General features: G+C 61.5%; 21 protein-coding genes. 8 read left to right on the top strand and 13 right to left on the bottom strand.

Annotated elements, in window-relative coordinates:
- Positions 1–85: 85 nt before the first annotated feature.
- A complete protein-coding gene (locus tag F759_RS0118145; protein ID WP_027801139.1) occupies positions 86–2,881 on the bottom strand; it encodes an MGH1-like glycoside hydrolase domain-containing protein in 2,796 nt (931 codons plus the stop codon).
- Between the two features lie 51 nt (positions 2,882–2,932).
- Entirely contained in the window at positions 2,933–4,900 is a 1,968-nt protein-coding gene (locus tag F759_RS0118140; RefSeq protein WP_027801138.1) for an amylo-alpha-1,6-glucosidase, read from the bottom strand.
- A gap of 212 nt (positions 4,901–5,112) precedes the next feature.
- Between F759_RS0118140 and F759_RS0118135 the strand changes: the two genes are divergently transcribed.
- Positions 5,113–5,448: a hypothetical protein gene (locus F759_RS0118135; RefSeq protein ID WP_027801137.1), complete on the top strand. Its 336-nt coding sequence runs from the start codon at positions 5,113–5,115 to the stop codon at positions 5,446–5,448.
- 58 nt (positions 5,449–5,506) lie between these two features.
- Positions 5,507–7,666, top strand: coding sequence for a phosphocholine-specific phospholipase C (locus F759_RS0118130; RefSeq protein ID WP_027801136.1), 2,160 nt, complete (start codon positions 5,507–5,509; stop codon positions 7,664–7,666).
- A gap of 105 nt (positions 7,667–7,771) precedes the next feature.
- Here F759_RS0118130 and F759_RS0118125 read toward each other — a convergent pair whose 3' ends face one another.
- Together F759_RS0118125 and F759_RS0118120 are read right to left on the bottom strand one after the other, a co-directional pair.
- Complete coding sequence (locus F759_RS0118125; RefSeq protein ID WP_027801135.1) at positions 7,772–8,887, bottom strand: succinylglutamate desuccinylase/aspartoacylase family protein; 1,116 nt, start codon at positions 8,885–8,887, stop codon at positions 7,772–7,774.
- A 40-nt stretch (positions 8,888–8,927) separates the two neighbouring features.
- Complete coding sequence (locus F759_RS0118120) at positions 8,928–9,695, bottom strand: transporter substrate-binding domain-containing protein (RefSeq protein ID WP_027801134.1); 768 nt, start codon at positions 9,693–9,695, stop codon at positions 8,928–8,930.
- A 160-nt stretch (positions 9,696–9,855) separates the two neighbouring features.
- On the opposite strand from F759_RS0118120, the gene F759_RS0118115 reads away from it, so the two are divergent.
- Entirely contained in the window at positions 9,856–10,776 is a 921-nt protein-coding gene (locus F759_RS0118115; protein ID WP_027801133.1) for a LysR family transcriptional regulator, read from the top strand.
- 142 nt (positions 10,777–10,918) lie between these two features.
- Positions 10,919–11,767, top strand: coding sequence for an oxidoreductase (locus F759_RS0118110; protein ID WP_027801132.1), 849 nt, complete (start codon positions 10,919–10,921; stop codon positions 11,765–11,767).
- On the opposite strand, the gene F759_RS44125 is transcribed toward F759_RS0118110, so the two are convergent.
- From F759_RS44125 to F759_RS0118085, 4 genes are all read right to left on the bottom strand, one after another.
- On the bottom strand, positions 11,764–12,180 hold the full coding sequence (locus tag F759_RS44125) for a rubredoxin (protein ID WP_084534283.1): 417 nt from the start codon (positions 12,178–12,180) through the stop codon (positions 11,764–11,766). The two genes, F759_RS0118110 and F759_RS44125, sit on opposite strands and share 4 nt — an antisense overlap.
- Before the next feature lie 330 nt (positions 12,181–12,510).
- Positions 12,511–13,719: an aromatic ring-hydroxylating oxygenase subunit alpha gene (locus F759_RS0118095; RefSeq protein ID WP_027801129.1), complete on the bottom strand. Its 1,209-nt coding sequence runs from the start codon at positions 13,717–13,719 to the stop codon at positions 12,511–12,513.
- A 120-nt stretch (positions 13,720–13,839) separates the two neighbouring features.
- Entirely contained in the window at positions 13,840–15,291 is a 1,452-nt protein-coding gene (locus F759_RS0118090) for a glycosyltransferase family 2 protein (RefSeq protein WP_027801128.1), read from the bottom strand.
- A 59-nt stretch (positions 15,292–15,350) separates the two neighbouring features.
- Positions 15,351–15,959 (bottom strand): cytochrome b, encoded by a 609-nt coding sequence (locus tag F759_RS0118085; protein ID WP_027801127.1) that lies wholly within the window; start codon positions 15,957–15,959, stop codon positions 15,351–15,353.
- 322 nt (positions 15,960–16,281) lie between these two features.
- Between F759_RS0118085 and F759_RS0118080 the strand changes: the two genes are divergently transcribed.
- The 4 genes from F759_RS0118080 (at position 16,282) to F759_RS0118060 (ending at position 18,794) form a co-directional block, all read left to right on the top strand.
- Positions 16,282–16,485 (top strand): DUF3562 domain-containing protein, encoded by a 204-nt coding sequence (locus tag F759_RS0118080; RefSeq protein ID WP_027801126.1) that lies wholly within the window; start codon positions 16,282–16,284, stop codon positions 16,483–16,485.
- Between the two features lie 133 nt (positions 16,486–16,618).
- On the top strand, positions 16,619–17,722 hold the full coding sequence (locus tag F759_RS0118075) for an NAD(P)/FAD-dependent oxidoreductase (RefSeq protein WP_027801125.1): 1,104 nt from the start codon (positions 16,619–16,621) through the stop codon (positions 17,720–17,722).
- Between the two features lie 7 nt (positions 17,723–17,729).
- Positions 17,730–18,011, top strand: coding sequence for a hypothetical protein (locus F759_RS0118070; protein WP_027801124.1), 282 nt, complete (start codon positions 17,730–17,732; stop codon positions 18,009–18,011).
- A 321-nt stretch (positions 18,012–18,332) separates the two neighbouring features.
- On the top strand, positions 18,333–18,794 hold the full coding sequence (locus F759_RS0118060; protein WP_027801123.1) for a GNAT family N-acetyltransferase: 462 nt from the start codon (positions 18,333–18,335) through the stop codon (positions 18,792–18,794).
- A 1,327-nt stretch (positions 18,795–20,121) separates the two neighbouring features.
- Here the strand turns inward: F759_RS0118060 and F759_RS0118050 are convergent.
- The 5 genes from F759_RS0118050 to F759_RS0118030 all read right to left on the bottom strand — a co-directional run bounded on the left by F759_RS0118050 (position 20,122) and on the right by F759_RS0118030 (position 25,907).
- Complete coding sequence (locus F759_RS0118050) at positions 20,122–20,370, bottom strand: RHS repeat domain-containing protein (RefSeq protein WP_244438856.1); 249 nt, start codon at positions 20,368–20,370, stop codon at positions 20,122–20,124.
- 354 nt (positions 20,371–20,724) lie between these two features.
- Positions 20,725–22,128: an MFS transporter gene (locus tag F759_RS0118045; RefSeq protein ID WP_027801120.1), complete on the bottom strand. Its 1,404-nt coding sequence runs from the start codon at positions 22,126–22,128 to the stop codon at positions 20,725–20,727.
- Positions 22,129–22,153: 25 nt separating this feature from the next.
- A complete protein-coding gene (locus tag F759_RS0118040; RefSeq protein WP_027801119.1) occupies positions 22,154–23,419 on the bottom strand; it encodes an NAD(P)/FAD-dependent oxidoreductase in 1,266 nt (421 codons plus the stop codon).
- Complete coding sequence (locus tag F759_RS0118035) at positions 23,412–24,377, bottom strand: VOC family protein (RefSeq protein ID WP_027801118.1); 966 nt, start codon at positions 24,375–24,377, stop codon at positions 23,412–23,414. The genes F759_RS0118040 and F759_RS0118035 overlap by 8 nt, the downstream gene beginning before the upstream one ends.
- 39 nt (positions 24,378–24,416) lie before the next feature.
- Positions 24,417–25,907: an aldehyde dehydrogenase gene (locus tag F759_RS0118030; protein ID WP_027801117.1), complete on the bottom strand. Its 1,491-nt coding sequence runs from the start codon at positions 25,905–25,907 to the stop codon at positions 24,417–24,419.
- Positions 25,908–25,948 lie beyond the last annotated feature (41 nt).

The raw sequence follows: 25,948 nt of genomic DNA, 5'->3' as shown, positions 1-25,948 counted from the left end.
ATTCACTTTGAGAAGCCAATGAAACGGACGTGGCAATACTTGAAAGACCACGCCCGCACCCACACAGTTCAAAAACGATAGCGCGCTATTTGACGGCAGTACTCGCCAACGCAGACGCCGTTTCAGGCTCGACCTCGCGTGCCGGCGCAGATGGCGCAGTCGGAACCGGCGCACGCCCCGGCTCGCCCGCGAGCGGCACGCTGCCCGAAGCGGCCATCACACGCGGCTGCAACAGCAACGCCACAAGCCCGCTCCAGCCCGTTTGATGCGAAGCGCCCACGCCGCGTCCGTTGTCGCCGTGGAAATACTCATGGAACAGAACCAGATCGCTCGAACGCGGGTCCGCTTGCAGCAAAGGATAGGCGCCCATTACCGGACGCTCGCCGTCCTTGTTCTTGAGGAACAGCGTGGTCGCGCGGCGCGCGAGTTCGTCGGCGATTTCGCACAGCGAGAACTTCTGGCCCGAACCGGTCGGATACTCGACGCGGAATTCGTCGCCGTAATAGCGGTGAAATTCGTATAGCGATTCGATCAGCAGATAGTTGACCGGCATCCACACGGGACCGCGCCAGTTCGAATTACCGCCGAATACGCGGGTATCCGATTCGGCCGGCAGATATTTGACGGTGAAGCTGTTGCCGTTGTGATTGAAGACGAACGGATGATCGCGATGGTATCGGGACAGCGCGCGCACGCCATGATCGGAAAGAAACTCGCTTTCGTCGAGCGCACGCCGCAACAGCGCCTTCATGCGATGCCCGCGCAACACCGAGAGTAGCAGCGCATTGCCCTTGCCGGGCTCGTCCCAGCGCGAGACCAGCTTCGCGAGGTCCGGACGATGCCTGAGGAACCAGACAAGCCGATCGCGCAGTCCGGGCAATTCGCCATGCAAACGCTCTTCGAGCACATGCACGGCGAAGAGCGGAATGAGCCCGACAATCGAGCGCACGCGCATGGGAACGCTGCTGCCGTCAGGCAGACGCAGCTTGTCGTAGAAGAACTCGTCTTCGCCGTCCCAGAGTCCGGTATCGCAGCCGTCGTCGCAACTCACGGCTTGCGCAATGTACAGAAAGTGCTCGAAAAACTTGACGCCAATATCGACGAACACATGGTTCGCATAGGCAAGTTCGAGCGCGATACGCATCAGGTCGAGCGCATAGGCGGCCATCCACGCGGTGCCGTCGGCCTGATCGATGTGGCCGCCGGTTGGCAGCGGCGACGAACGATCGAAGATCCCCACATTGTCGAGGCCGAGAAAACCGCCCTGAAAAATATTGTGACCGTCGGCGTCCTTGCGGTTCACCCACCATGAAAAATTGAGCAGCAGCTTATGAAAGATCAACTCAAGGAAATCGCGGTCCGCCTTGCCGGTGAGCGCGCGGTCGATCTCGTACACGCGCCACGCGGCCCATGCATGAACGGGCGGATTCGCGTCGCCGAGCGCCCATTCGTAAGCCGGCAGTTGCCCATTCGGATGCTGATAACGGTCTTTCACCAGCAGCAGCAATTGACGCTTCGCGAACGCAGGATCGATCAGCGCGAACGCGGCTGCGTGAAACGCGAGATCCCACGACGCGTACCACGGATACTCCCACTTGTCGGGCATCGATACGATGTCCGCATTGCACAGATGCATCCAGTCCGCGTTGCGCCCACGCTTGCGCGCGGCTGCGGGCTTCGGCTGCAAAGGATCGCCTTCCAGCCAGCGATGCACGTCGTACTGGTAATACTGCTTCGACCACAGCATGCCCGCGAGCGCCTGACGCTGCACCAGACGCGCGTCCGGATCGTTCATGTCGTGTTGCAGCGCGCCGTAGAATTCGTCGGCCTCGGCGATTCGCTTCGCAAACAGTGCATCGGCGTCCAGCGGCACTTCGTCGGGGCTCGCTTCCGGACGCCATCGCATGTACACCACCGCGCGGCCGCGCGGAGCCAGTTCAATCGGCGCATGCGCTCCGGCTTTCGTGCCGCGCTCGCGACGCACCGCCTGCTGATCGCCATGCACGAGGTAATCGTTGAAGCCGTCCTTGAATGGGCCTTCCGCCTCCATGTTGAAGAGGCGCTTCACATTGGTGTCGTTCTCGCAGAACAGCCATGTGAGTTGCGGCGCGTCGTTCGTCCAGGCCGTGACGACAATCGGCTCGTGTCCATGCTGATGCCCGATCAACTGCGCGTTGCCGTTATGGTCGGCGCTCGCAACGAGCGACGGCTTATCCGGGTTCTCTTTCCACGACCACGAATTGCGCGCCCAGATTTGCGGAAGCACATCGAGCGACGCGGACTGGTCTGCGCGATTCTCGATTGTCACGCGCATCACGATGTCGTTCGGTGCGTGCTTCGCGTATTCGACTTGCACGTCGAAATAGCACAAGTCGTCGAACACGCCGGTATCGAGAATTTCGTACTCCGGCATGTCGCCGCCACGCCGCGCGTTTTCTTCGATCAGATCCTGATACGGATAAGCGGCATGCGGATACTTGTAGAGCATCCGCATGTACGAATGCGTGGGCGTGCCGTCGACGTAGAAGTACAGCTCCTTCACGTCCTCGCCGTGATTACCCTGCGCATTCGTGAGACCAAAGAGCCGCTCTTTCAGGATCGGGTCCTTGCGGTTCCACAGCGCCAGCGACACGCACCAGCTCAGCGTGTCGTCGCCGAAACCGGCAATGCCGTCCTCGCCCCAACGGTATGCGCGGCTGCGCGCATGGTCGTGCGGAAAAGAATCCCACGCCGTGCCGTCCGCGCTGTAATCCTCACGAACGGTGCCCCATTGGCGCTCGCTGAGGTACGGTCCCCAGCGCTGCCAGTGGGCGCAGTCGGCTGAGTGCAGGCGTGAGCCTTCAGTGGTAGCGAACAGATTGGCAGCGCGCAGCGGTGGCATGACAGCATCCTTGCGTCGGGCTTGGCGGTGGGACACACATCGTAGCGCGGTTTAGGCGATGGCGCGATCGATCCCGGCAAGCAGGTGCTCGATGCGCAGCAGTTCCCCCAGCGACCACGCCTGAAACGGCGTACCGGCAGGCGCATGCGGCGCGTCGCCGTCCGCGATTTCGGACACGTGATCGAGCCCGGCATGATCGAGATGCGCGTACAGCGGATCGAGAAATCGTGTTCGCGCCTGTCGGCGCGCGTCGGGTGAATGGCCGCGCACGCGTAGCCAGGCTTCGACGAACGGGCCGAGCAGCCACGGCCACGCGGTTCCCTGATGATAGGCGCCATCGCGTTCGTACGGCGCGCCGCTGTAGTGGCCGCGATATGCCGGGTCCGACGGCGCAAGCGTGCGCAAGCCGAGCGGCGTGAGCAGTTGGTCTTCCACTTGATCGACGACCGCGCGCGCCGCCGCGCCTTCGAGCAATGCAAACGGCAGACCGCCGACCGCGAAAATCTGGTTCGGTCGAATCGAGCGATCCACTGTGCCGGCCAAATGATCGACGTCGATGTTGTCGAAAAGCGTTTGCGTGGAAGGGTCGATGAAGCGTTCATGAAATGCTTGCAACGCTCGCGCGGCGGGTTGCTGCCATTGCGGATTCCACGTTGTTGCAATGCGCAAAGCGTTGATCCACAGCGCTTGAACTTCCACCGGCTTACCGATACGCGGCGTGACGACCCAAGCGCCGACCTTTGCGTCCATCCACGTAAGCTGCATGCCCGGGACGCCTGCACATAGCAGACCATCGTCGGCGGATGCCTTGATGTTGAAACGCGTGCCTTGCGTATAACCCGCGAGAATCGCGTCGACCGCTTGCTGAAGGCGCTTTATGGTCGCCGCGCTTGCGTGGTTCGTCGCAAGATAGTCGTGCACGGCGACGATAAACCATAGCGATGCATCGACGGAGTTGTATTCCGGCGCGTCGCCGTAATCGGGAAAGCGGTTCGGCAGCATTCCCTCGGACAAGGTTCCGGACCATTCGAGCAGGATCGCTTCGGCCGCATCGAGACGGCCGGATGCGATCAGCAAGCCGCGCATTGCGATAAACGTATCGCGGCCCCAGTCGGTGAACCACGGAAAGCCCGCGAGTATCGTGCGGCCTTCGTTACGCTGCACTACGTACGCATCGGCGGCACGTTGCAGACGCGAACCGGTTGCGCTGCGGCGTTGTTGTTCGATGTCGGCGAGTTCGTTGGCATGGCTCGTTGTTGAAGCGCCCGCGGCCGTCATGTCCAGTGCACTGAGGATCATCACCGCGTCTGCATCCGCGAGATTGAAACTGAAGACGCCGGGCGTTGCCAGATCTTCGCTGAAATCCAGCCCGCGTTCGCGCTCGCGAACGTAGCAGAAGTTGCGATACCAGTCGGGCGCGTGCGTGTAGATGCCGTTCGTCGCGGCATGAATACGCGGCAGGTCGCCATACGGTTGCCAGCTTACGCAGCCGGCATCGTTAGTCGTTTGAGCGCTGAAGTCGAACGCGGCGTTCTCGTGATGCAGCGCGTGATAGTCGCGGCCCGACAGCAGCGGTCTCACCTTCAACGTAAGCGCGCTTGCTTGCGATGCCGCCTGCGTGCGTTGCCACCGCCAGCGTAATACCGTTTCGCGCGTCGCCTTGCTGACGAACACTTCGGCTATCACAAGCGTTTCCGTATTGAATTGAAAACGCCATGTCGGCCAGGGTTCTGTGGTGAAGTCGAGCACGTTCGCCACCGCGTCAGGATAGAGCACGTCAGGCAAATAGCGCTGCATGGTCAGTGGATAACGCTCGCCGTCCGCTTCGAGCCATGCCTCGACACCGTTCACAAGCACGGCGCGGCCACCCGGCGCGCGCGTGGCCGTCAACAGCAACGCGTGGTAACGGCGCGTGCGCAGCGTGCCCACCGTTCCCGATGCGAAGCCGCCGAAGCCATCCGCTTCGAGCCATTCGTCTTCGAGACGCGTCATGTCGAAAGGTCGTTCAATGCGTGTCATTGCGTGAGCACTCGTGCAAGGCGGTTGTCATGTTTCGGTGTGCTTGAGCGTCAAGCAAATGGCGCTAACGTGTCCATTTTCCTACTTATCACTTTCCGATTCCTTTCGAAGAACTCACAACCGCGAGTCATTTTTCCCACTCGCAAACGTTTCACAATTATTTCTTGAAAGGGTTAGAGACTGCATCCGCTTTCACAAAACTGGATGCTGACATGAGAAGAGACAAACGCCTCGCCAGCGCGCTGTTCGTTGCGCTCGCAACCTTGGCGCTAAGCGGCTGTGGCGCGGATGATTCCGCGTCCACCGATGCGTCTTCGTCGTCGGGCGTTACGGCGAACAGCGCGGCTAATAGCGCGGTGACTGCCGCCGCATCTTCAGCAACCTTGCCCGCTGCCGCAACGCTGAATAAATCGTCAACGCTCGCGGCAGAGCCCGCCCTCGCGTCCGATGCGATCACGCAGAACATGCAAGCCAGCCTCGCCGCCGACAGCCAGCAAGTCGCGCCCGTCATGCATTACGCACCAGGCGACAGCGCAAGCAGCAACTGACCGATTCCACCGGCGCGCGAGGCGCGCTATTCTTTCCCCCCGCAGAAGGTGATATTCGATGACATCAAATAGCCGTCGCCGTTTCCTGCAGACCGTGGCTTCATCCGCCGGCGCTGCCGCAGCACTGACCGCGCTGCCCGAGTCGATTCGCAATGCATTGGCCGTCCCGGCATTCTCGCGCACGGGCAGCATTCACGACGTCGAGCATATTGTCGTGTTCATGCAGGAGAACCGCTCGTTCGACCACTACTTCGGCCACTTGCGCGGCGTGCGTGGTTACAACGACCGCTTCCCGATTCCGCTGCCGGGCGCCAAGCCAGTCTGGTATCAACCGTCGAAGGCGGACCCGACGAAACCTGTGCTGCCGTTCCATCTGGATACGTCGACGACGAGCGCGCAATGCGTGGGCGACCTCGATCACAGCTGGTACAAGACGCATGCCGCGATTGACGGCGGTCGCTACGACCAGTGGCCTGCCACCAAGACCGACATGACGATGGGCTATCACCTGCGCGGCGACATTCCATTCCACTATGCGCTCGCCGATGCGTTCACCGTGTGCGATGCCTACTTCTGCTCGCTGCCGGGACCGACCCACCCGAACCGCTCGTATCTGATGACCGGCACCGTGGACCCGACCGGCAAGTTCGGCGGCCCGCTGCTCGACAACAACGATTGGGTAGATGGCGACGGCCCGCCGAACTATCAGCTGCTTTCATGGACCACGTACCCCGAGCGCCTGCAAGCCGCGGGCATTTCGTGGCAGGTCTATCAGCAAGGACTGACCGGCGCCGATCCGCTGAACGGCAACTACGGCACCAACATCCTGCAGAACTTCACCAACTTCATCAACGCGCAGCCGGGCTCGCCGTTGTATGAGCGCGCACAAACGGTGCGCACCATCGACGATCTGAAGGCAGATGTGCTGGCGAACAAGCTGCCGCAAGTGTCCTGGTTGTGCCCGCCGGCCGCGTACTCGGAGCATCCGCAATACACGCCCGCATACGGCGCCGAATATACGTCGCAGATTCTCGACGCGTTGACATCGAACCCGGAGGTGTGGAGCAAGACCGTGCTCTTCATCATGTACGACGAGAACGACGGCTTCTTCGATCACATGGTGCCGCCGCAACCGGCGACCACGCCCGCGCAGGGCAAGTCGACGGTCAGCACCGAGGGCGAAATTCACAACGTGGTCAACCCGGCGCGCGGCGGCAGCTATACCGCCGACGGCTTGCCGTACGGCCTCGGCCCGCGCGTGCCGATGACGATCGTTTCACCGTGGAGCAAGGGCGGTTTCGTGTGCTCGCAGGTGTTCGATCACACGTCGGTGATTCGCTTCATCGAAACGCGCTTTGGCGTGTACGAGCCGAACATCACTGCATGGCGTCGCGCGGTGTGCGGCGACCTGACGACGGCGTTCGATTTCCGCACGCCGGATTTACGCGTGCCGCCCCTGCCGGACACGAGCAACTACAAGAGCATCGCCGACAACCAGTGCGCGACGCAGCCGAAGCCGACCGTGCCCGCAACACCGGGTGCCATCGATCCGCAGGAAGGCGGCATCCGCTTCGCGCGAGCACTGCCGTACGAATTGCACGTGAACGGTCAGGCGCACGCGAAGAACAACACTTTCGAACTTTCGATCGGCAACACCGGCGATCAGGGCGCGCACTTCTATGTGTACTCGACTAACCGCACGGACGGTCCGTGGCGCTACACCGTCGAGGCGGGCAAGTCGCTCAGCGAGTCGTTTGATCTGACGGCGACTAACGGCGCCTATGCGTTCGAAGTCTTCGGGCCCAACGGTTTCGTACGCAAATTCGCGGGCAACGTAGCGGTAACCGCGCAAGCGGCGATACAGGCATCGCATGCCGGCGGTCATCACAATGACAAACCCGCGCAGCCAGAAGTGAAGGTGCAATACGATGTCGCCAATGGCAACGTGTTCCTCAAGTTCAGCAACAACGGCGGCAACGCCGCGCGTTTGACGGTGACGGATAACGCGTATGGTGCGCGCGCGCGTCCGGTGCTAGTGCCAGCCGGCGCGCATATCGAAGAGGCGTGGGTGCTGGCGTCGAGCCATCACTGGTACGACTTGACGGTGACCAGTAACGACGACGCAAGCTTCTTGCGCCGCGTTGCGGGCCACGTCGAGAATGGCCGGCCGAGTATCAGCGATCCGGCTGCGGTTGCGCCGGTGCTGATGGCGAACTAACGCGGACGGCGTTCAGGCTTCGGCTGGACGCGCGCGCTGTCGGCACATTGTGTCGGCGTGTTTGCGGGCGCGTCTTGCTAGAGCCCCGTCGCATGCGGGCGACAATCACGCCCCTAACAACACTCCCGTTCTGAACGGCCGCGCTCCCGTCACACGTCCCAACGGCGCGCCCGCCGTCACGAAGCGGATTGCGCGACGCATATAAAGCACGCCTTCGGTGTGACTCGTGAGCGTAGTCGTTTCGTCGGTCAATGGATCGACGATATCGAACAGCGGCTGCCCCTCACGAATCGTGTCGCCAATGTTCGCGCGATGAATCAGAATGCCGCTCACCGGCGCATAGAACTGCTCACTGCCCGCAAGCGGCGTAGCAGGCGTCAATAGCGGCGGCAGCGGTTTCGCCTCCAGTCGAATCGCTTTTCGCCACACGAGATAATCGACGATCGCATCGGCATCCTGCTGTGCCGCTTCGTACGAAACATCGCGCTGACCGCGGCATTCCACCGTCACGGCAATGGCGCCGTTCGGCACCGGTTTGCCGGCAGGCATGTGTTGCTGCAATTGCCACCACAACAGGCTGTGCGTTTCGTCAAACGCCTCGCCGCCGGAGTTCGTCGCGAGCAGCGAAGCCTGCGCGCCAAGATAGCGCGCGAACGGTTCGAATTGCGGCCACGCCGCCTCGCTCGTGTACAGATGCATTGCGGCTTCAAGCGAGCAATGCAGGTCGATCACGACATCCGCATCGAACGAGAGCTTGAGCATTGCCAATTGCAAGGACTCGAACTCGGTCAAGGGCTTTTGCGCGGTCAGTGCTTCAGCAACCAACCGCCGAACGATGCGCACGTTTTCCCCCGCGTCGGAACCTAGCGCTTCGTGAGCCCGCGCAATGAGCTTGGGAAACTGCAGGAAATGCCGGTTAAAGTTCTTGCCGCTCGCGAGATCGAAGCGCCCGAGAAACTGGCCGAGTATGTGTTGCCCGAGTCCGACCGGGTTCGCTACCGGCACGAGCACGATCTCGGCATTCAGTGCGCCCTGCTGCTCGAGTTCGACGAGACGTCGCTTCAACAGAACCGTCGTCAACATTGCCGGCGTTTCGTCGGCATGCAGCGACGACTGGATATAGATTTTTTCCCCGCTGCCAGACGTGCCGAAGTGAAACGACACCAGTTCGCGGTGCGTGCCGATAGCCGGCGAAAGAAGCGGATGCGATTGCCTGTTCATGAGATTGAAGCTTTCGGTTAAAGAGCAAGACGCGCGAGCATCAGTTGCCGTACGGGTCGAAGTCGAAGTACTTCTTTGCGATCTGCGCGTACGTGCCGTCTTTCAACATCGAAGCAATCGCGGCGTTGATCGACGCCTGTACCGCCGTCTCGTCCTTGCGCAAGCCAATGCCCGTGCCGCGATCGCCCATCGAAAGCGGTTCGCCGACAAACGCAAAACCCTTGCCGGCCGAAGTGCGCAAGAAGCCGAAATCCGCTTCCACCGAACCGAGCAGCGCGCCGTCGAGGCGTCCGTTCCGCAAGTCGGCGAATACTTCGTCCTGGCTCTTGTACGCGACGACATGCGCGCCGAGCGGCGCCCAATTCTTGAGCGCATAGCCTTCGAACTGCGTGCCCGATTGCACGCCGATCTGTTTGCCGGAGAGCGCTTGCAGGCCTGCGGCGAGCGGCGAGCCTTGCCGCGCGATCAGCCGCGATTTGAATTGAAAAAGCTTCGACGAGAACAGGATTTGCTGCTCGCGCTTTTGCGTGATCGCCATCGAGGAAAGAATCGCGTCGATCTTGCGCGCCTGAAGCGCCGGGATCATCCCCGAAAATTCGAGCTCGACCCATTGGCAACGCGCGTGAATACGGCGGCAAATTTCGTTGCCGAGATCGACGTCGAATCCTTTGAGGCTGCCGTCTGGCGCTTTGGAGTCCATCGGCGGATAGCTCGGGTCGATGCCGAGGCGCAGTGTGCTGGTTTCAGCGGCAAACGCGCTGCTGCTGAAAGTCAGCGCGGCGCATAGGATCATCAGCGGAAGTTTCATGCGAGCGGGAGTTCTCGATGTGGACGGATCATGGCAAGGCCATCGTATGCCGCTGCCGCGCCCCATAGAAGTCCCGTTCCGACTATCATGATCACCTTTGCCGATCACCGGCGCGGCGCGCCGGGCGGGCCGCGCTGCGGACCACTACACGGACGCTCTCATGGCGTTGACGATCTCCCAACTGCGAGCCTTCAAGGCAGTAGCCGAACATGGCAGCCTGCGCGCAGCTTCGCGCGCCTTGGGCGTCGCGCAGAGCGGCATCACGCAGCAATTGCAGAATCTCGAATCGATGCTGGGCGCCACGCTCTTCATCCGCACGAATCGCGGCATTGCGCTGACCGCGCTCGGCCAGCGCTTGTTGCAGCGGGCCGGCGCGATCATCGGCGAATGCGAACGCGCCGAGCAGGAAGTGCAGCAACTGCGCGGCGATTACGCGGGCGAGGTCACGTTCGGCATGACCACCGAGCCGCTGGTCGATGCATTGGCGCCTGTGTTGATGGAGTTCCGCGCGCGCTTTACGCGGGTCGCGCTGCATCTCCGCACCGGCACCTCGCGCATGATGATTTCGTGGATTCGTGAAGGCACGCTGGATTTCGCGGTGGCACTGGTGTCCAGACATACCGATACCGCCGATCTTTCGGTCGTGCCGCTTTATCCGTCTGAGCCGGTTATCGTCTGTCGCAAAGGTCATCCGAAAGCCGGCGCGCGAACACTCGCGGAACTCGCTGGGTGCGCGTGGATCGCGACGCGCTCGCCGAATCTTACCGACGATCCGCAAGTCAATCGCCTGAATCATCTGTTCGAAAGTCACGGCTTGCCGCCGCCGAACATCGTCGCGACCGTGGAGGGTTTGTACGAGACCTTGCACCTCGTCGGCGCAACGGATTGCCTGTCGCTGGAGTCGTCGATTGTCGCGAAGCAAGGGCCGTTTGCGAACGCGCTCACCGTCATTGACGTTCGGGAGCGCGCGATCGAGCAGACCGTCTGCCTGTTGCAACGCGCGGCCATTCCGCTCACGCCCGCCGCGCAAGAACTCGCCACAATGATCGCTTCGTACACGCGCACAGTAAGAGCCCGTTGAAACGATGCGCTGCAAAGCGAGGCCGCCGCGCTGCGACTACAATTGAAGGCCCCTGCCCGGCGCAAACAACATTCGAGGCGTTAGTCAAAAGAAAGGAAAGGCGCGAGGCAATGTCGCAGACCATCAACAGGAGCTTTCCCACATGATGAATCGAGACAATCCCGTCTGGCTGATCACCGGTTGTTCGACGGGCTTTGGCCGCGAACTCGCCAAACTGGTGCTTGAGCGCGGCTGGCGCGCCGTTGTGACCGCACGTGATGTATCCAAAGTGAAAGACATTGCCGAGCCGCACGGCGAGCGGGCGCTCGTTCTGCCGCTCGATGTCACGAACCGCGCGCAAATCACAGACGTCGTCGCTCAGGCCGTGCAGCGCTTTGGCCGCATCGACACGCTCGTGAACAACGCAGGTTATGGCTACCTGGCCGCGATCGAAGAAGGCGAAGATGAAGAAGTGCGGGCGATGTTCGAGACCAATGTGTTCGGTCTCGTCGACATCACGAAGGCGGTGTTGCCGATCATGCGCGAACAGCGCAGCGGTCTGATCGTCAACGTATCGTCGATTGGCGGCCTCGCGAGTTTTGCAGCGACCGGTTATTACCATGCCACGAAATACGCGGTGGAGGGCCTCTCCGAATCTCTCGCGACCGAGATCAAGCCGCTCGGCATCGACGTGCTGATCGTAGAACCCGGTCCGTTCCGCACCAACTGGGCGGGGCCGTCGATCAAGCAATCGGCCACCGTTATCGACGACTACGCGGCCACCGCCGGCGAGCGGCGCAAGCAGACAGAGGCGCGCAGCGGCAAGCAGGCGGGCGACCCTGTGCGCGCGGCGCAAGCGATTATCGACGCAGCGCTAGCCGAGCGCCCGCCGCTGCGTTTGCTGCTCGGCAAAACCGCGCTGGAACTGGCGCGCAAGAAACTCGACTTCATGCGCGGCGATTTCGATGCGTGGGAAGCAACCACGCTGCGCGCCGATTATCCCGACGCCTAGAACTCCACCAGCGCGAAATCTTCCTTGCCCACGTCGCACAGCGGGCAACGCCAGTCGGTGGGAATGTCGGCCCAGCGCGTGCCCGGTGCGATGCCCTCCTCGGGCAAACCGGCGGCTTCGTCGTAGATCCAGCCGCAGATCACGCAGACCCATTGCTTGAAGTCGTCGGCCGAAGCGGCGTTCGCGGCGGGTGAATCCGGCGCGCTGTGCTGCTGCGCGGCCGGTGTCTCGTCCAGGCTGATGACGAGCGGCGCGTCCGTGCTCGCGCTCCTGGCCGCGAGGCGCGCCTGGAGGCTTGCCAGCAGAAGCTGCGCTTCATCTTGCGTCAAGTCGATCCAGTAGGGATCGCCTGCGCGGTCGTTGAGCCGTTCCGGGGAAAACTGGATTTCTACCGCTACGCCCTTCTTGTACATGGCACGACTACACCAGCAGATTCAGCACAATGTGAACGATCAGCGCGGCGCCGCCAATGAGGCCGAGAAATTGAAGCAAAGTGAGGGATTTGCGCGATGCGGCGGGGAGTTGTTGCGTGGTCACGGAGCGGTCTTCAAAAGTCAAAAAAGCGAAATAGTACACGGGTCGCGGTGCGGCGCATGCCGATTTGCGCCAACCCGCGCGTGTCAGTTGACACTCAGACGCCATTATCGCCGGTGGACCGCGCCGGATTATCTACGGGATGGAGATGAATTAATTCGCGGCGAGGCGGAAAAACCGCCCGCCGCTCGTCGCCCGTCGCCCGTCGCTCAGGTTTTCGCCAGCGGGCTGCCGCTGCGTGAGTCCCAGAAGCGGACGATTTTCGTGTCGCCCGTTCCGGCACCGACCACCTGATCCGGCGCACCGCTTTCGCGCAGCAGCGCGCGCAGTTCGTTGATGACCGGAAACACCTCATGGTTCCAGTCGGCGCCCTGCGAATCGTGCGCGCGCTGCTCGGCTTCTACAATCTCGCGGTCTTCCTTGAAGATGCGCTCGGTGAACCACACCAGCAGCGGCCACGCGAGATTCAGCGCGCCGGGAATGCCCGGCTTGCGAATCGACAAGAGCCCGAAAGTGCGGTTGGTGCGCTGCTCGCGATCCAGCGGCACATAAACGATCCACAGATCCATCACGAGCGTCTGCTCCGACGTGCGAATTTGCAGCGTCTGATACGGATACTCGGTGCGGATCGTCATCACGTCCTTGTCGTTGTCGCCGCCCGTCTTGCGGCTCTGGCCGAACACGATCGCTTCGCCGATCGGCTGCTGTCCGGCCATGCGTGCAAACGTGTAGTCGACCTCGACCCAACCTTCGCCGCGACGCCGCCCGAGCGAACGTGCGCGCATCTGCCCCATTTGCCGGCGATGCAGAAACTGATGGTTCATGTCCATCAGGTTCTCGTGCATGAACGAGTAGTGGCAATTCACCGGACGCCCGAAGCGCCGCGTCTTGTACTTTTTGTCGGACACGGAGCCGAGCGTGGGTAGCGGTCGAACCTCGGCCATTGCCGGATCGCCGGGAAACACGAAGATCAGCCCTTCCACCTCGCGGCACGGATACGAGCGCACGCCGTTCGGCAAACGCTCGCGCCCGAGGTACGGCACATCGATGCATTTGCCCGAGCAATCGTAGGTCCAACCGTGGTAGCCGCAACGAATCGACTCGCCATCGACCACCCCTTGGTGCAACGGCACCTGGCGATGCGCGCAGCGGTCTTCGAGCGCAAACACCTTGCCCGACTCGGTGCGCGCGAGCACGATCGGATCGCCCGCGAACGTCACCCCATGCGTCTTGCCACGCTTCACTTCATGCGACCACGCGAGCGGATACCAGTAGTCGGGATGAATGCCGACGCGGCGCAAGTCCCGGACCGGCGCGTCATTGGCGGCCTGGCCTTGGATAGGAGCGGCCAGGGGCGATGCCGTATGCGTTAAGGACGCCTCGACGGTGTTTTGTTCGAGCGGGGGAACAGCATGCATAGTGTGGAGCCTCCGTGCACGTGCGGATAGAGTAGGCGGCCGCATCGCGCGGCCGTTATCGTCGTCAGTCTACTCGAACCGGGGACGGCATGGGTCCGGCGGGGTCATAACATCGCGCCGCTAAGCCTCGTCGCGGGCCACGAGCCCCGTGCGGCGTTGCACGCCCCACGAACGGCCGCCGCGTAAAAAGTGCAGCCAGCCGAGCGCCGCGCCAAGATGCCGAAGCAGCTGGAAAGTGAACGGCTCCGCGATGGCCGCCAGCATCGCCATGCCCATGCTGGAGCCGCTGCGCTTGCCGGTCCAGCGTCGGTAAAGATGGATGCTCCAGAGGTAAAACGCGAGGTCGATCGCCGTCTTCAGGCCGATCACACCGAAGATCGACACGACGATTGCGCCGTGCCCGCCGAACACGAACGCGAGCAGCAATCCGAACGCGGTCAGGCCGTAGATAGGCTGCATGGTGTCGAGCGCCTTCACCGGCAGCATCAGCATGCCGAGCGCGCCATAGCGCGGATTGCCCGTCATGTCGCGATTCCAGTACTGCGTTTGCAAAAAGCCAGCGAACCAGCGGCGGCGTTGGCGCAGGAAGCTGCCGACATTGTCTGGCGCGTCGGTGTGCGCATGCGCGTCACCGACTACGCGCACGTCCCAGCCGAGGCCGTGATCGACGGAATGGCGGCGCAGCCGGTGTATCAACTCATAGTCTTCGACGAGACACTGCGGATCGAAGCCGCCGACGTCCAGCAGCGCCTCGCGCCTGAACGAAGCGAACGCGCCCGAGACGAGCAGCAGACTGTCTGCGCGCATCCACGCGAAGCGTGCGATGAAATTGCGCATGTACTCGTAGGTCTGGAACCATTGCAGCACGCGGCCCGATGCCGACTTGCCGCAAACGGGCACGAGAATGCCCGCTGCGGCCACGAGCTTGGGGTCGCTTGCGAAGGCGGCGCGCATTGCGTAAGTGGCGTCGTCGTCGAGAAGGGTATCGGCGTCGACGGTCATTACGGTGTCCGTTGTCATCACCGTGATCGCGGCGTTCAGCGCGCGCGCCTTGCCGCCGTGTGGCATGCGCAGCCAGAAGAGATTGGGATAAAGCGAACTCGGCGCGCTCAACGTGCCCTCGGCGGGCGCGACGAGGCCGAAGCGTTCGGTGAGCAGCGCGTGCGTGTGATCGGTGGAGCCGTCGTCGGCAATCACGATTTGCGCCGGACCGTGGACCTGCCGCAGCAGCGCCGCGATCGTCACCGGCAGCACGGCCGCTTCGTTATGCGACGCGACGATCACGCCCATGTCCGGCAAGCTGCGCTGATCGTATTCGGGCTCGAGCGGCGGGGTACGGCGCATGAGCGGCAACGTTTTCCAGGTGACGAACGCAAGCAGCACCGTGTCGTAGATCACGTAGGCGATACCCGTGGACCACGCAACCACGCCTTGCAGAAAGAATGCACGCGCGAACAGCAGCAGCCATACGGCGACGACGCCTGCATGGATCAACGTGCTCGAAAGCGTCGTACCGCGCGGTACGAGACGAGGCGATGCAAGCGCGAACGCCTGTTCCAGATTCTGTTTCAAAGTCACTAGCGGGCCAGTCGTTGCTGCGGTTTAGAAACTGAGCGAAGCGGTAGCGGTGTTCACGGCACCATGCGCGTAAGAACCGACTTGCGATCGATCCACTGGTGCTTCAGCGCGCCGCCGATATGCATGGCAAGCAACGCATACAGCGCGTAGCCGAGCCACGTGTGCAGCGCGCCGAAGCGGTCGTGCAGCGTTTCCTTCAATGCGGGGTCGAGGTTCATCACATAGCCGATGCGCGGCCACGCAAACAGATCGAACAGACGCATCGGATGCGTGGCCGCGTCCTTCCATGCGGAGTCGTGCAGCCAGCCGGAAAGCGGCAGCCCGATCATCAGCACATACAGCAGAAAGTGGCCTACACGCGCGGCAACTTTCTCCCACGACGGAAACTCGCGCGGCAGCGGCGGCGGCTTGTGCGACACACGCCACAAGATGCGCATCAGCGCAAGACCGAGCACCGTAATGCCGATGGATTTATGCGTGTCGATCACTGTGCGCACCCAGTCGTCCGGCAAAGAGTCGGCACTCAAACCGAGCACGACGTTGCCGATCATCAGTAAAGCGATGAGCCAGTGCAGCATGATGGCCGTGCGCGTGTAGCGCGAGGGCACCGGCGTGCCGGTCTCGTCGGTCTGGTCGGTCAAAGGTTCGGCGTGCATGTTCATAAGCGGTGCAGTCTGCGAGGGGTCGTTGCAAAGAGTTTGTAATGGGCAGTGCCCAGCAGTGCGCCATCAAGGGACAAAAACCGTTGAGTGTGCCGTTTTATTCCACAACTCGCTGAATGCCGTATTTCTATTTATTTCAAGCCGCTATATTCAGCGCGTCGGTGCTAAGCCGGCGAAATTGGCTCTGCAAGAAAAAAATCTCTGTGGCGCACAACACGCGATAGACGGATTCAATTGGCATCGGCGGGGATCGCATCCTCTAATAAAAACCCTGTGTCTGGCTGCACTCGCGCGCCAACCGCTGCTTACGTGGAGAGATCCGATGTCGCAACCCGAACCCAATGTCGACGAAGTGGTGAGAAGCATTGCAGAGGAAACCGATACGCCGCCCGAGACCGTTTCCAAGATGTATGCCGACACCTTGGCCGACTATCGCCACGACGCGCGCGTGTTCGACTATGTGCCGCTCTTTGCCGCGAAGAAAGTGCGCAATAAGCTGCGCGACGCAGCGCATCGCAAGCACTGAACATTGCGGCGGGCGCAGACAGCCGCTGCTCGATGACATGCCATTCGTCGGCTGATTGAGCGCCGATACACACGACGCACCGATTATTTTCCCGCGCTAGACTGAACCCCGTTCAACCGACCGGGGAATGGGTATGCGGGTGGCAATCGTTGGCGCGGGAATCGCCGGACTGACTACGGCATGGTCGCTCACCAAGCTGGGGCATGACGTCACGCTGATCGAACAGGGCTCGATCCCGGGTCCGTTTGCGGCGTCAGGCGACCGGCATCGCATGATTCGCGGCGCGTATGGCAGTGCCGACGGCTATGCGCAGGCCATCGCCGAAGCGTTCGATAGTTGGGACATGCTGTGGGACGATCTCGGCGTGTCTCACTATGCGAATTGCGGCGCGCTCGGCATTTCACAATTCGCGGGCGATGGCGCCGAGCAGTTTCGTATCGGCCTTGACCATGCGGGCTTCGAATATGAACGGCTCGCTCCGCGGGAAGCCGCCGAACGTTATCCGTTTCTCGACGCCGCCACGTTTCGCTGCGCGTATCTCGATCGTGAAGGAGGCGCGCTCTTCAGCGAGCGGATCGCACACGACCTGAAGGCGTGGCTGAGAATGCGCGGCGTCGACATCCGCATGTACACCAAGGCGGTTTCGATCGATCCGGAGACGGCGCACGTGCATATCGAGGACGGCACCATCGTACGCGCCGACCGGCTCGTCGTGACGGCCGGTGCGTGGACGCTGCGGCTCTTTCCCCCGCTCGCCGACAAGCTCGCGATTTACCGCGGCGTCGCTGCTTATGTGACGCCGCCCGCGGATCTGGAGAATGCGTGGTCGAATGCGCCGGCCATCGTCGATATTGGCGGTTCATGCGATGGCTATGTAATGCCGCCACTCGACGGTACGGGTCTGAAGTTCGGCGCGGGCGCACTGAAAACACGCGTGCCGGATGTCGAAACCGGCGCCGTTGCGGCGCCGGGCGAAGGCGACCGTTTGCGACAACTCTTTGCGCCGCCGTTTAGCCGCATCGACGAATATACGGTCACCGACGTCAAAGCCTGCGCGCACACGTGCACAACGGATCAGCGATTGTTTTCGAAGCGCATCGGCAAGACGCTCGTCGTGTCCGCCTGTTCCGGGCACGGCTACCAGTTCGGCGCGGCCGTGGGGCTGCGAGTCGCGCATGCGCTCGAAACCGACGATGACGCCGTGCTCGTGCATTGGCTCAGAGCCGAGACGGTGTGAGAGCGCGATGACGGACGCCAATGCGCTTTTCATCCCGCATGACGACATCGACGAACCGGAGATGACGCGCGCCGCTTTGGCCTGCATCGACGGTTTCACCGCATGCTTCAACGCACGCGACCTGAATGGCATGGATGCGCATCTGCACTTTCCGCATGTGATTCTTTCAGGCGAGCAACTGGTGATCTGGGAACGGCCGGGCCAGCTGCCCGCGCATTTCTTCGACACCTCACGCGCGATAGCGGTTGGCACCACACCGCCTATCAGGAGAAGCATGTCGTGCTGGTGAGTCCGCGCAAAGTGCATCTGCGTGTCGTGTATTCGCGCAATCGCGCAGACGGGTCGATCATTACGCAGCATCGAAATGTGTGGATCGTTACCTGGCAGGATGAGCGTTGGGGGATCAAGCAGCGGTCGTATTAACGCCTGTTCGTGTTCGCTACGGTGCGTGGTTCCAAATTCGCGTCGTACGGTGGAGCTAACAATAGCGGCCTGATTTTCTTATGCTGGCGGTTTGCGAGCCGGCGCCTGCTTCGATGTGTCCACGGATACGACGACAATACGGGGCGCTATGCGATGGCTCGCTTATCGACATAACAAGGAGCCGCGCATGTCCGACACCATTCAGATCCGCCCTGTCACACGCCAGGATTTCGATGCCTGGTTGCCGCTATGGGACGCGTACAACGCGTTCTATGGCCGCTCTGGCGAAACCGCATTGCCGCGTGACATTACGCATCTCACGTGGGGCCGTTTTTTCGATTGCTATGAACCGATGCATGCGATGGTCGCCGAACGTGATGGCGAGTTGGTCGGTCTCGTACATTTTCTTTATCATCGTCATACGACGCTGGCGGGGCCGATCTGTTATTTGCAAGACTTGTACACGCTGGAAGCGGAGCGCGGCAAGGGCGTGGGCCGCGCGTTGATCGAAGCGGTGTATGCGCGCGCGAAAGAAGACGGGTCGCAACGTGTGTATTGGCAAACGCACGAAACGAATCACACAGCGATGCGGTTGTATGACGCGGTGGCGGATAAGTCGGGGTTTGTGGTTTATCGGAAGCAGGTGTGAGGCGGGGGTGAGGGACGTTGGGCGACGGAATCGTGGCAGACACCCGATCAAAAGATACGCGCCCCGTCAGCGGATGCGCCGCGACCATCCAAAAATCGTGCCCCAGTCAGCAACCAGCACGTCTGCGCTTTCATATGCAATGACCGCGCACTTTTGCAGGAAGAGACTTTGCGGAGGGTGGGTTCGGGGCGCTGGTTTCGAAAATTAAGAGCGTGCGCGCAACACCGCCGAGAACCAGCGACTCATCACTACACCGCTTTAAATCGAAAAGGGCCGCTCGCGCGGCCCTTTATGTCATGCCACTACTCCATGCCTCGCCCTACGGCTCAACCGGTTCGCCGCGTTGTCGCTCACTGCGGGTCGTCCGTGAGCTCGCAGCTTTGCCTTTGACACTGGCAACGCTAAACCTCGCTTTCACCGTCGCTTGCATAAACATATATGTCAACGCTCGCGCCGACGTCGCCAACTGCCTTTAGAAACGATGGCGTGAGAGAAATCGGGTAAATAGCCGTATCGGGCAACCAGAAGAGGCCGATGCGAAACTCTACCGCGTCCACCCCTGGAAACGTGACCAGACGCCTCACCTCGGCGTCATAGGTTCGCAAGAAAGCAAGCGTCGCATCGACTTGGGGCTCGAGAAGATCTTCGTCAATGGGAGACACGGCGATCTGTAGCGACGAGTACTCCCGAGTTGGGCGATATGCGTTCCCGGTTGCTCCTCGCCGAAATGTTTCGGCTACGCCCGACCACGGCGAGGACACCAAGAAGCTGTCCACCTCAAAGTCCGCACCAAATCCACAAAGAATGCAACCGGGCATAACTTCATCACCTTACAAATCCTGAGCTGTCACCCGCATTGCCCGGTTTCCAAAAGATAGATCTTGTAGTATTCCAACGCAGTATCCTTGGGGAGTTGTCCGGTCTGCGGATCCGCCTGAACCGTCGGCTCCGCCGGATTGATCGTCAGCGTCGTCAGTACCGTCGCCGTCGGCCGCCGCAGTTCCGTCCGGCGAGGACGGCTCGGACGTTGTACCGGTAGTCGGGCCGCTACAGTAAGCGGCAATTACTGAAGTATCTCCGCACGCGTAACCACCCATACCGCCAAAATCGGCGGACGCGGCGTTCAACGGGCATTGCGGATCAGCGGGATAAGCGCCGGAATTGGCGTACTTTGGGTCGCAATCTATTGCGGCATGGGCATGCGGTGACACCAAGCCCGACAAAAGAACAAAGAAGAACAGGACGAAAGCACGCATTAGCGCCCGACGCCCTGCAATGGCATCGGTGACTTGCATGGATTTCCTGAGGAAGAAGGCGAATTGCCTGACTAGCGCGAGGTTTGCGCCAAAGCAACGGATGAAGAAGTCACTTCTGTATTTGCCAACGCAGAAGAATTCAGTGCACCGGAAGACGTTGAGGACACCGCCATCTGTCTGCGGATCGCCGATATGTTGCCCACTGCGTCGTAGTCGTAATAGGCAGTTGCGCCCGCGACCGAAACCGACGTGAGACGGCCTATCGCGTCATAGCCGTACGTAATGTCGTCGGCATGCGCCGTCATCGGCAGAATCGCCATACATACCACTGCACCCGCGCTCACAATTCGCCGCACCCGCCCCCGACCATGCCGGGCAGCGACATAAAAACGAGCGGGTCCGTCCCCTGGAAGACTTATCATCGATATCCTTATTACTTGTATTAAGTAGCGTTACCAAAGGGCTAAACGATACCTAAGCGTAAGACGGATATCTATCAGACCGGCCTCTATTTAAGTAGTACTTCGCCTGCCGCCTGTGGGGCCTTTCCGACGCATTTTGAGTCGCGATATCGATTCGCTTTTCTACGCCGCCCCAAACAAAAGGCGCACCACCCGGTGCGCCTTTCGTCCCGGCCATTGCGGTCCTACATCACCGCCCACCGAAACTCATCTTCAAGCTTCCAACTGCTCGAGCACCTTACCCTTGGTTTCAATACCGAGAAAATGCACCGCCACCGCCGCCAGAAACGGCACAGTCGCAAGGATATAAAACGCCACCTGCAAATTCCCTCCGATCATCGTCTTCGACACAATAGCTGGTGCGAAAATCGCCGCCACCTTGAGCCACGCGCCGCCGACACCGCAGCCCATCGCGCGGATGCTGGTCGGGTACAACTCCGGCGTATACACATAAGCCGTGATAAAGCCGCAGGCGAGAAAGCCGAGCGACAACGCGCAGAACGTCGCCACCACATACACCGACGAATCGTGGAACACACCTGCCAGCAGCAGTGAAACGGCGCAGGCAACGAACGACAGGTTAATGATCGGCTTGCGCCCCACCTTGTCGACGAGCAACGCGCACGTCAACGATCCCACCACGCCCAGCACAGAAGCGGCCACCGCGAGATTCAAAGCAAGTTGCAGCGGCGCATGATAAATCGTGCGATAGATTGTCGGCAGCCACGTCGAGAGACCATACTGAATGAAGCCGCACGTGATCCACAGCATCGCGACGGCCAACGTGCGCTTCAGGTACGCCGGACCGAACAGATCGCCCATGCGGCGCTTCGGATGGCGATTTGCCATTGCCTCGAATTCGGCCGAATGCGTGACCGGCGGCAGCGGACCTTTCGCGGCACGTTCGAACGCATGCACAGCGGCATCGGCATCGGCCATGCGTTCGCGTTCGGCGAGCCAACGCGGCGATTCCGGCACGAGCTTGCGCAGCACGAAGAACAGAATCAACGGCATGCCGCCGATAAAATACATCGCCTGCCAGCCAAAACGCGGCACGATCCAGGCGCCCAACGCATTCGAAGCAAGCAGCCCGACCGGAAAAACGATCTCATACAACAGCACGAAACGCCCGCGTCCATGCGCACGGCTAATTTCGTTGATGTAAGTCGCCGCAACCGGCAACTCGCCGCCGAGTCCGAGACCCTGAATCACGCGCAGAACGACAAACGCCGCAAAGGTCGGTGCAAAACCGCACGCGATACTCGTAATGCCGATAATCCCCGAGCTCAGCGCAATCGCGCGCACGCGCCCTTGACGTTCGGCGTACCACGGAAACACGAACGCACCGATCAGTTGGCCGACCGAGCCCGAGCCGATCAAAAAGCCGATTTCCCACGGCGTCAGATGCCACTTCGCGATCAGCACCGGCAACGTGGCCGCGATCGCGATCACGTCGAAGCCGTCGAAGAACGTTGCGAGACCGATCAGAATACGCGCGCGCACCTGCATTGCATTTTTGGGCAGCCGCTCGAGTCGCGCGATGATCGAGCCTCTGGTCACCGGCCCGGAGACGCCCGCGCCGCTGCGCTCCGCAATTGTGTTGTCGATGGTTCTCATGCCGTTGTGCCGTCCGTAGATGTGGTTAGGCAAGCGCCGTTGAGGCGTCGGTCAGTGTGGCAAGGTCGATGGTCCGGCCTTGGTTCATCCACTTGCGCGAAAGCTTCAGCTCGCGTGGAGTGTTGATGGCGATCACGCCGCGAATCGTGCCGTCTTCCAGGTGGAAAAGCGTCGCGCGCTTACCCGGCAAATCGCCGCGTACAGCAAGCTGTGCATCGGCGGGAATGTCGCCGAGAATCTGCAGATTCACGTCGTACTGATCGGACCAGAACCACGGAATATCCGCGTACGGTTCGAAAGTGCCCAGCAGCGCTTTGGCCGCGGCAATCGCCTGGTTCTGCGCATTGGCCCACGATTCGAGCCGCACCCGTCGCTTGAGCCACGCGCTCGGATGATTGGCCACGTCGCCGCACGCGAAAATGCGCGGGTCGTCGGTCGCGCCGAAATGATCGACCACGATGCCGTCCTGCACTTTCACGCCCGCTGCTTCGGCCAAGGCCGTGTGCGGCGTCAGGCCGATGCCGGCAACTGCAAAATCGGCGTCGAGCGTCGAGCCGTCGGCGAAAGTCGCGCGGATGCGGTTCACGTCGTTCGGATGATCTTCGAGCTTCGTGAGCGCAGCGCTCAAGCGCACATCCACCCCATTCGCGCGATGCAGTTGCAGAAGAAAGTCCGACACCAGCGGCGGCAACGAGCGCGCGCATAGACGCGGCGCGCCTTCCACCACGGTTGCATCGACACCGAGCTTGCGCGCCGTCGCGGCGACTTCCAGACCGATCCAGCCGCCGCCTACCACCAGCACGCGCTTGCTTGCACGCAACCGTTCACCAAGCGCAACGGCTTCGTCGAGTGTGCGCAGATAGGCGATGTGCGATGTATTCACCAGCGATTCCGGCAGGCGTCGCGCCGCGCCGCCCGTCGCGATCACAAGGCGGTCGTATTGCACTTCGCGGCCTGATTGCGTGCGCACAATGCGCTGCTCGCGATCGATCGATGTTGCGCAGTCCGGCTGCCACGCTTCGATGTTCAGCGCGTCGAAATCGTCGGGCTTGACGAGACGCACTGTGTCGATATTCGCCTCGCCCGCAAGCACGGCCTTTGAAAGCGGCGGGCGCTCGTACGGCAAATGCACTTCGTCGGCGATCATCACGAGGCGTCCGTCGAAGCCTTCCTTGCGCAACGTCTTCACGACCCAGCCGGCCGCCTGGCCGCCGCCGATCACGACAATCGTGCGCGGCGCTTCGAGCTCGGCATGCGCGGCTTGCGCCTTGGCGGTAGCAGCGTCAGTCATTTTTGCGCTCCGTCATGAACTTGCCTTCCGGCGCCTTCGCGTTTTTCTGACGACGCGTATTGCCGTCGATACCGCCGTCGATCGCCCATTCGGCGAACACGGTCGGGCCCGGTTCGAAATCGCGCGGCTGCCATTCGGGCGTGAGTTGATCTTCGTCGGCGTAGTACTCGATTAGTCCGCCCGCAGGGTTCTGGAAGTACCAGAAGTACGCCGACGAGACCGGATGACGCCCCGGCCCAAGCTGCGTATCCCAGCCACAGCGGCTGATATGCATGCCGCCGCCGAACACTTCGTGGATGTCGCGCACGGTGAATGCGACGTGATTCAAACCACGCTTACCGTTAGGCAACGCCAGCAGAAAAATGTCGTGATGACCGCCGTGCGGCGCACAGCGCATGAACGCGCCGCGGCCCGGATAACGGTCCGACATTTCGAAGCCGAGCAGTTCCTGATAGAACTTTTCCTGTTCGGCGAGCTTATTCGTGAAGAACACGACGTGGCCTACTTCAACCGGCTCCGCACGTTCATAGATCGGCGAAGGCTGATCGACCCGCAACGTTTGGCCCCACACGTTCGACGGCGAGCCGTGGATCTCGATCGCGCGCTTGCGGGTCACTTCCACGCGAATCGCCATGCCGTTCGGGTCGATGCAGCCGACGGCCTCATCGGTTTCAAAATGGCCCGGTTGACCGGCGAAGCGTCCGCGCAATTCGTCGAGCTCCGCTTTCGTCGCGACGCCCCACGTCACTTCACGCAGCGTTGGGCCTTCTTCGAACGCGGGCGGCAGCGACGGGTCGCTTGCATCCACGGCGAGAATCGTGCAGCCGTTCAGCGTCTCGAAGCGCGCGTGTGTTTGGTCGTGCGCGACTTCCTTCAAGCCCCAGTCCGCGAAGAAGCGGCGACAGGTAGCGAGATCCGTCACGCCGTAGATAATCTGTTCAATGCCGAGAATCGTCATAACCTGCCTCTTGCGTATATCTTGCGTATGTTTTGCGTATTAACTCGCCCACGCCAGCGGCGCGTCGTTCAAGCCCCAGTAGAGGCTCTTCTGTTGCATGTATTCGCGGATGCCGAGCCGGCCTTTCTCGCGTCCCATGCCGCTCTCTTTCCAGCCGCTGAACGGCGTCGAGATCGAGAACAGCTTGTAGGTGTTGATCCAGATGGTGCCGGCTTCGAGCGCGCGGGCGATCCGGTAAGCGCGCTTGTAGTCGCGGGTCCAGATGCCGGCGGCGAGTCCGAACACGCTGTTGTTCGCTTCTTTCAGCAGCGATGCCTCGTCGTCGAACGGCATCGCCACCAGGACCGGCCCGAAGATTTCTTCCTGGCAGATGCGAGCGTTGTTGCTGAGCCCGTCGAGAATCGTCGGCTGAAAATAGGTGCCTTGTTCACGGCCGTCGCCAACCGGGCGTTCGCCGCCACACAGCAGACGTCCGCCTTCTTCGAGGCCGAGCGCGACATAACGCTCGACCGTTTCGCGATGCGCTTGCGTAATCAGCGGACCCATCTGCGTTTCCACACGCGAAGGATCGCCGACGCGCAGCTTGCGTGCGCCTTCGACGAGACGCTTCATGAACGCGTCGTAGACTGAGCGCTGCACGAAAAGCCGCGAGCCCGCAATGCATGCCTCGCCCGACGAACTGAAGATGCCGTACAGCACGCCGTTGACCGCATGATCGAGATCGGCGTCGTCGAAAACGATAGTCGGCGATTTGCCGCCGAGTTCGAGCGACACAGGCATCAGCTTGTCCGCGGCGATACGCGCAATTCCGCGGCCCACTTCGGTGCCGCCAGTGAACGACACTTTCTTCACGAGCGGATGGCGCACGAGCACGTCGCCAATCACCGAGCCCTTGCCCGGCAACACGCTGATCACGCCCTTCGGCACGCCGGCTTCCTCGCAGATGCGAGCCAACGCCAGCGACACCAGGGGCGTCACTTCAGCAGGCTTCAACACCACCGCGTTACCGCCCGCGAGTGCCGGCGCGAGCTTCTGCGCATCAGACGCAATCGGCGAATTCCACGGTGTGATCGCAGCGATCACGCCGATCGGCTCATACACGCTCATCGTCAGATAGTCGCCACGCGAGGGCGTGACCTCTTCGTCGAGCGTTTCAAGACAGGCCGCAAAATAGCGGAACGTGTTCGCGGCGCTCGCCACCAGCACGCGCGTTTCGCCAATCGGCTTGCCATTGTCGCGACGCTGCAATTGCGCGAGCGCTTCGTGACGCGCCATGATCAGATCGGCGATGCGATACAAAATCAACGCGCGTTGATGCGGCTTTAAACCTGACCAATCTGCGCGCCGCCACGCGATGTCGGCGGCTTCCACGGCTTCGCGGGCATCGTCGGCACTAGCCGTCGAGATTTCCATGTTGACCGACTGATCCGCCGGATACAGGCTTTTGTACGGGTTGCCACGCCCTTGCCGCCATTCGCCGCCGATAAAAATATCGCCGGTGGGAACGAGGCTGGTATCGAAGTGAGTCATGTCGGTCATTCCGGTTTGCTTCAGCTATTGGCGTGAATCGC

Origin of the sequence: Paraburkholderia dilworthii (assembly GCF_000472525.1) — a bacterium.
GTDB classification, from domain to species: domain Bacteria; phylum Pseudomonadota; class Gammaproteobacteria; order Burkholderiales; family Burkholderiaceae; genus Paraburkholderia; species Paraburkholderia dilworthii.
Note: the sequence above shows the minus strand (reverse complement) of the source record. Positions and strands in the feature narration are given on the sequence as shown.

Coding starts and splice junctions, on each gene's coding strand:
- F759_RS0118080 (WP_027801126.1), top strand. CDS start 16,282: ATGTCGCAACCCGAACCCAATGTCGACGAAGTGGTGAGAAGCATTGCA.
- F759_RS0118030 (WP_027801117.1), bottom strand. CDS start 25,907: ATGACTCACTTCGATACCAGCCTCGTTCCCACCGGCGATATTTTTATC.
- F759_RS0118050 (WP_244438856.1), bottom strand. CDS start 20,370: ATGGCGATTCTGCCGATGACGGCGCATGCCGACGACATTACGTACGGC.
- F759_RS0118140 (WP_027801138.1), bottom strand. CDS start 4,900: ATGACACGCATTGAACGACCTTTCGACATGACGCGTCTCGAAGACGAA.
- F759_RS44125 (WP_084534283.1), bottom strand. CDS start 12,180: ATGTACAAGAAGGGCGTAGCGGTAGAAATCCAGTTTTCCCCGGAACGG.
- F759_RS0118075 (WP_027801125.1), top strand. CDS start 16,619: ATGCGGGTGGCAATCGTTGGCGCGGGAATCGCCGGACTGACTACGGCA.
- F759_RS0118120 (WP_027801134.1), bottom strand. CDS start 9,695: ATGAAACTTCCGCTGATGATCCTATGCGCCGCGCTGACTTTCAGCAGC.
- F759_RS0118110 (WP_027801132.1), top strand. CDS start 10,919: ATGATGAATCGAGACAATCCCGTCTGGCTGATCACCGGTTGTTCGACG.
- F759_RS0118135 (WP_027801137.1), top strand. CDS start 5,113: ATGAGAAGAGACAAACGCCTCGCCAGCGCGCTGTTCGTTGCGCTCGCA.
- F759_RS0118115 (WP_027801133.1), top strand. CDS start 9,856: ATGGCGTTGACGATCTCCCAACTGCGAGCCTTCAAGGCAGTAGCCGAA.
- F759_RS0118085 (WP_027801127.1), bottom strand. CDS start 15,959: ATGAACATGCACGCCGAACCTTTGACCGACCAGACCGACGAGACCGGC.
- F759_RS0118070 (WP_027801124.1), top strand. CDS start 17,730: ATGACGGACGCCAATGCGCTTTTCATCCCGCATGACGACATCGACGAA.
- F759_RS0118125 (WP_027801135.1), bottom strand. CDS start 8,887: ATGAACAGGCAATCGCATCCGCTTCTTTCGCCGGCTATCGGCACGCAC.
- F759_RS0118045 (WP_027801120.1), bottom strand. CDS start 22,128: ATGAGAACCATCGACAACACAATTGCGGAGCGCAGCGGCGCGGGCGTC.
- F759_RS0118035 (WP_027801118.1), bottom strand. CDS start 24,377: ATGACGATTCTCGGCATTGAACAGATTATCTACGGCGTGACGGATCTC.
- F759_RS0118040 (WP_027801119.1), bottom strand. CDS start 23,419: ATGACTGACGCTGCTACCGCCAAGGCGCAAGCCGCGCATGCCGAGCTC.
- F759_RS0118060 (WP_027801123.1), top strand. CDS start 18,333: ATGTCCGACACCATTCAGATCCGCCCTGTCACACGCCAGGATTTCGAT.
- F759_RS0118130 (WP_027801136.1), top strand. CDS start 5,507: ATGACATCAAATAGCCGTCGCCGTTTCCTGCAGACCGTGGCTTCATCC.
- F759_RS0118145 (WP_027801139.1), bottom strand. CDS start 2,881: ATGCCACCGCTGCGCGCTGCCAATCTGTTCGCTACCACTGAAGGCTCA.
- F759_RS0118095 (WP_027801129.1), bottom strand. CDS start 13,719: ATGCATGCTGTTCCCCCGCTCGAACAAAACACCGTCGAGGCGTCCTTA.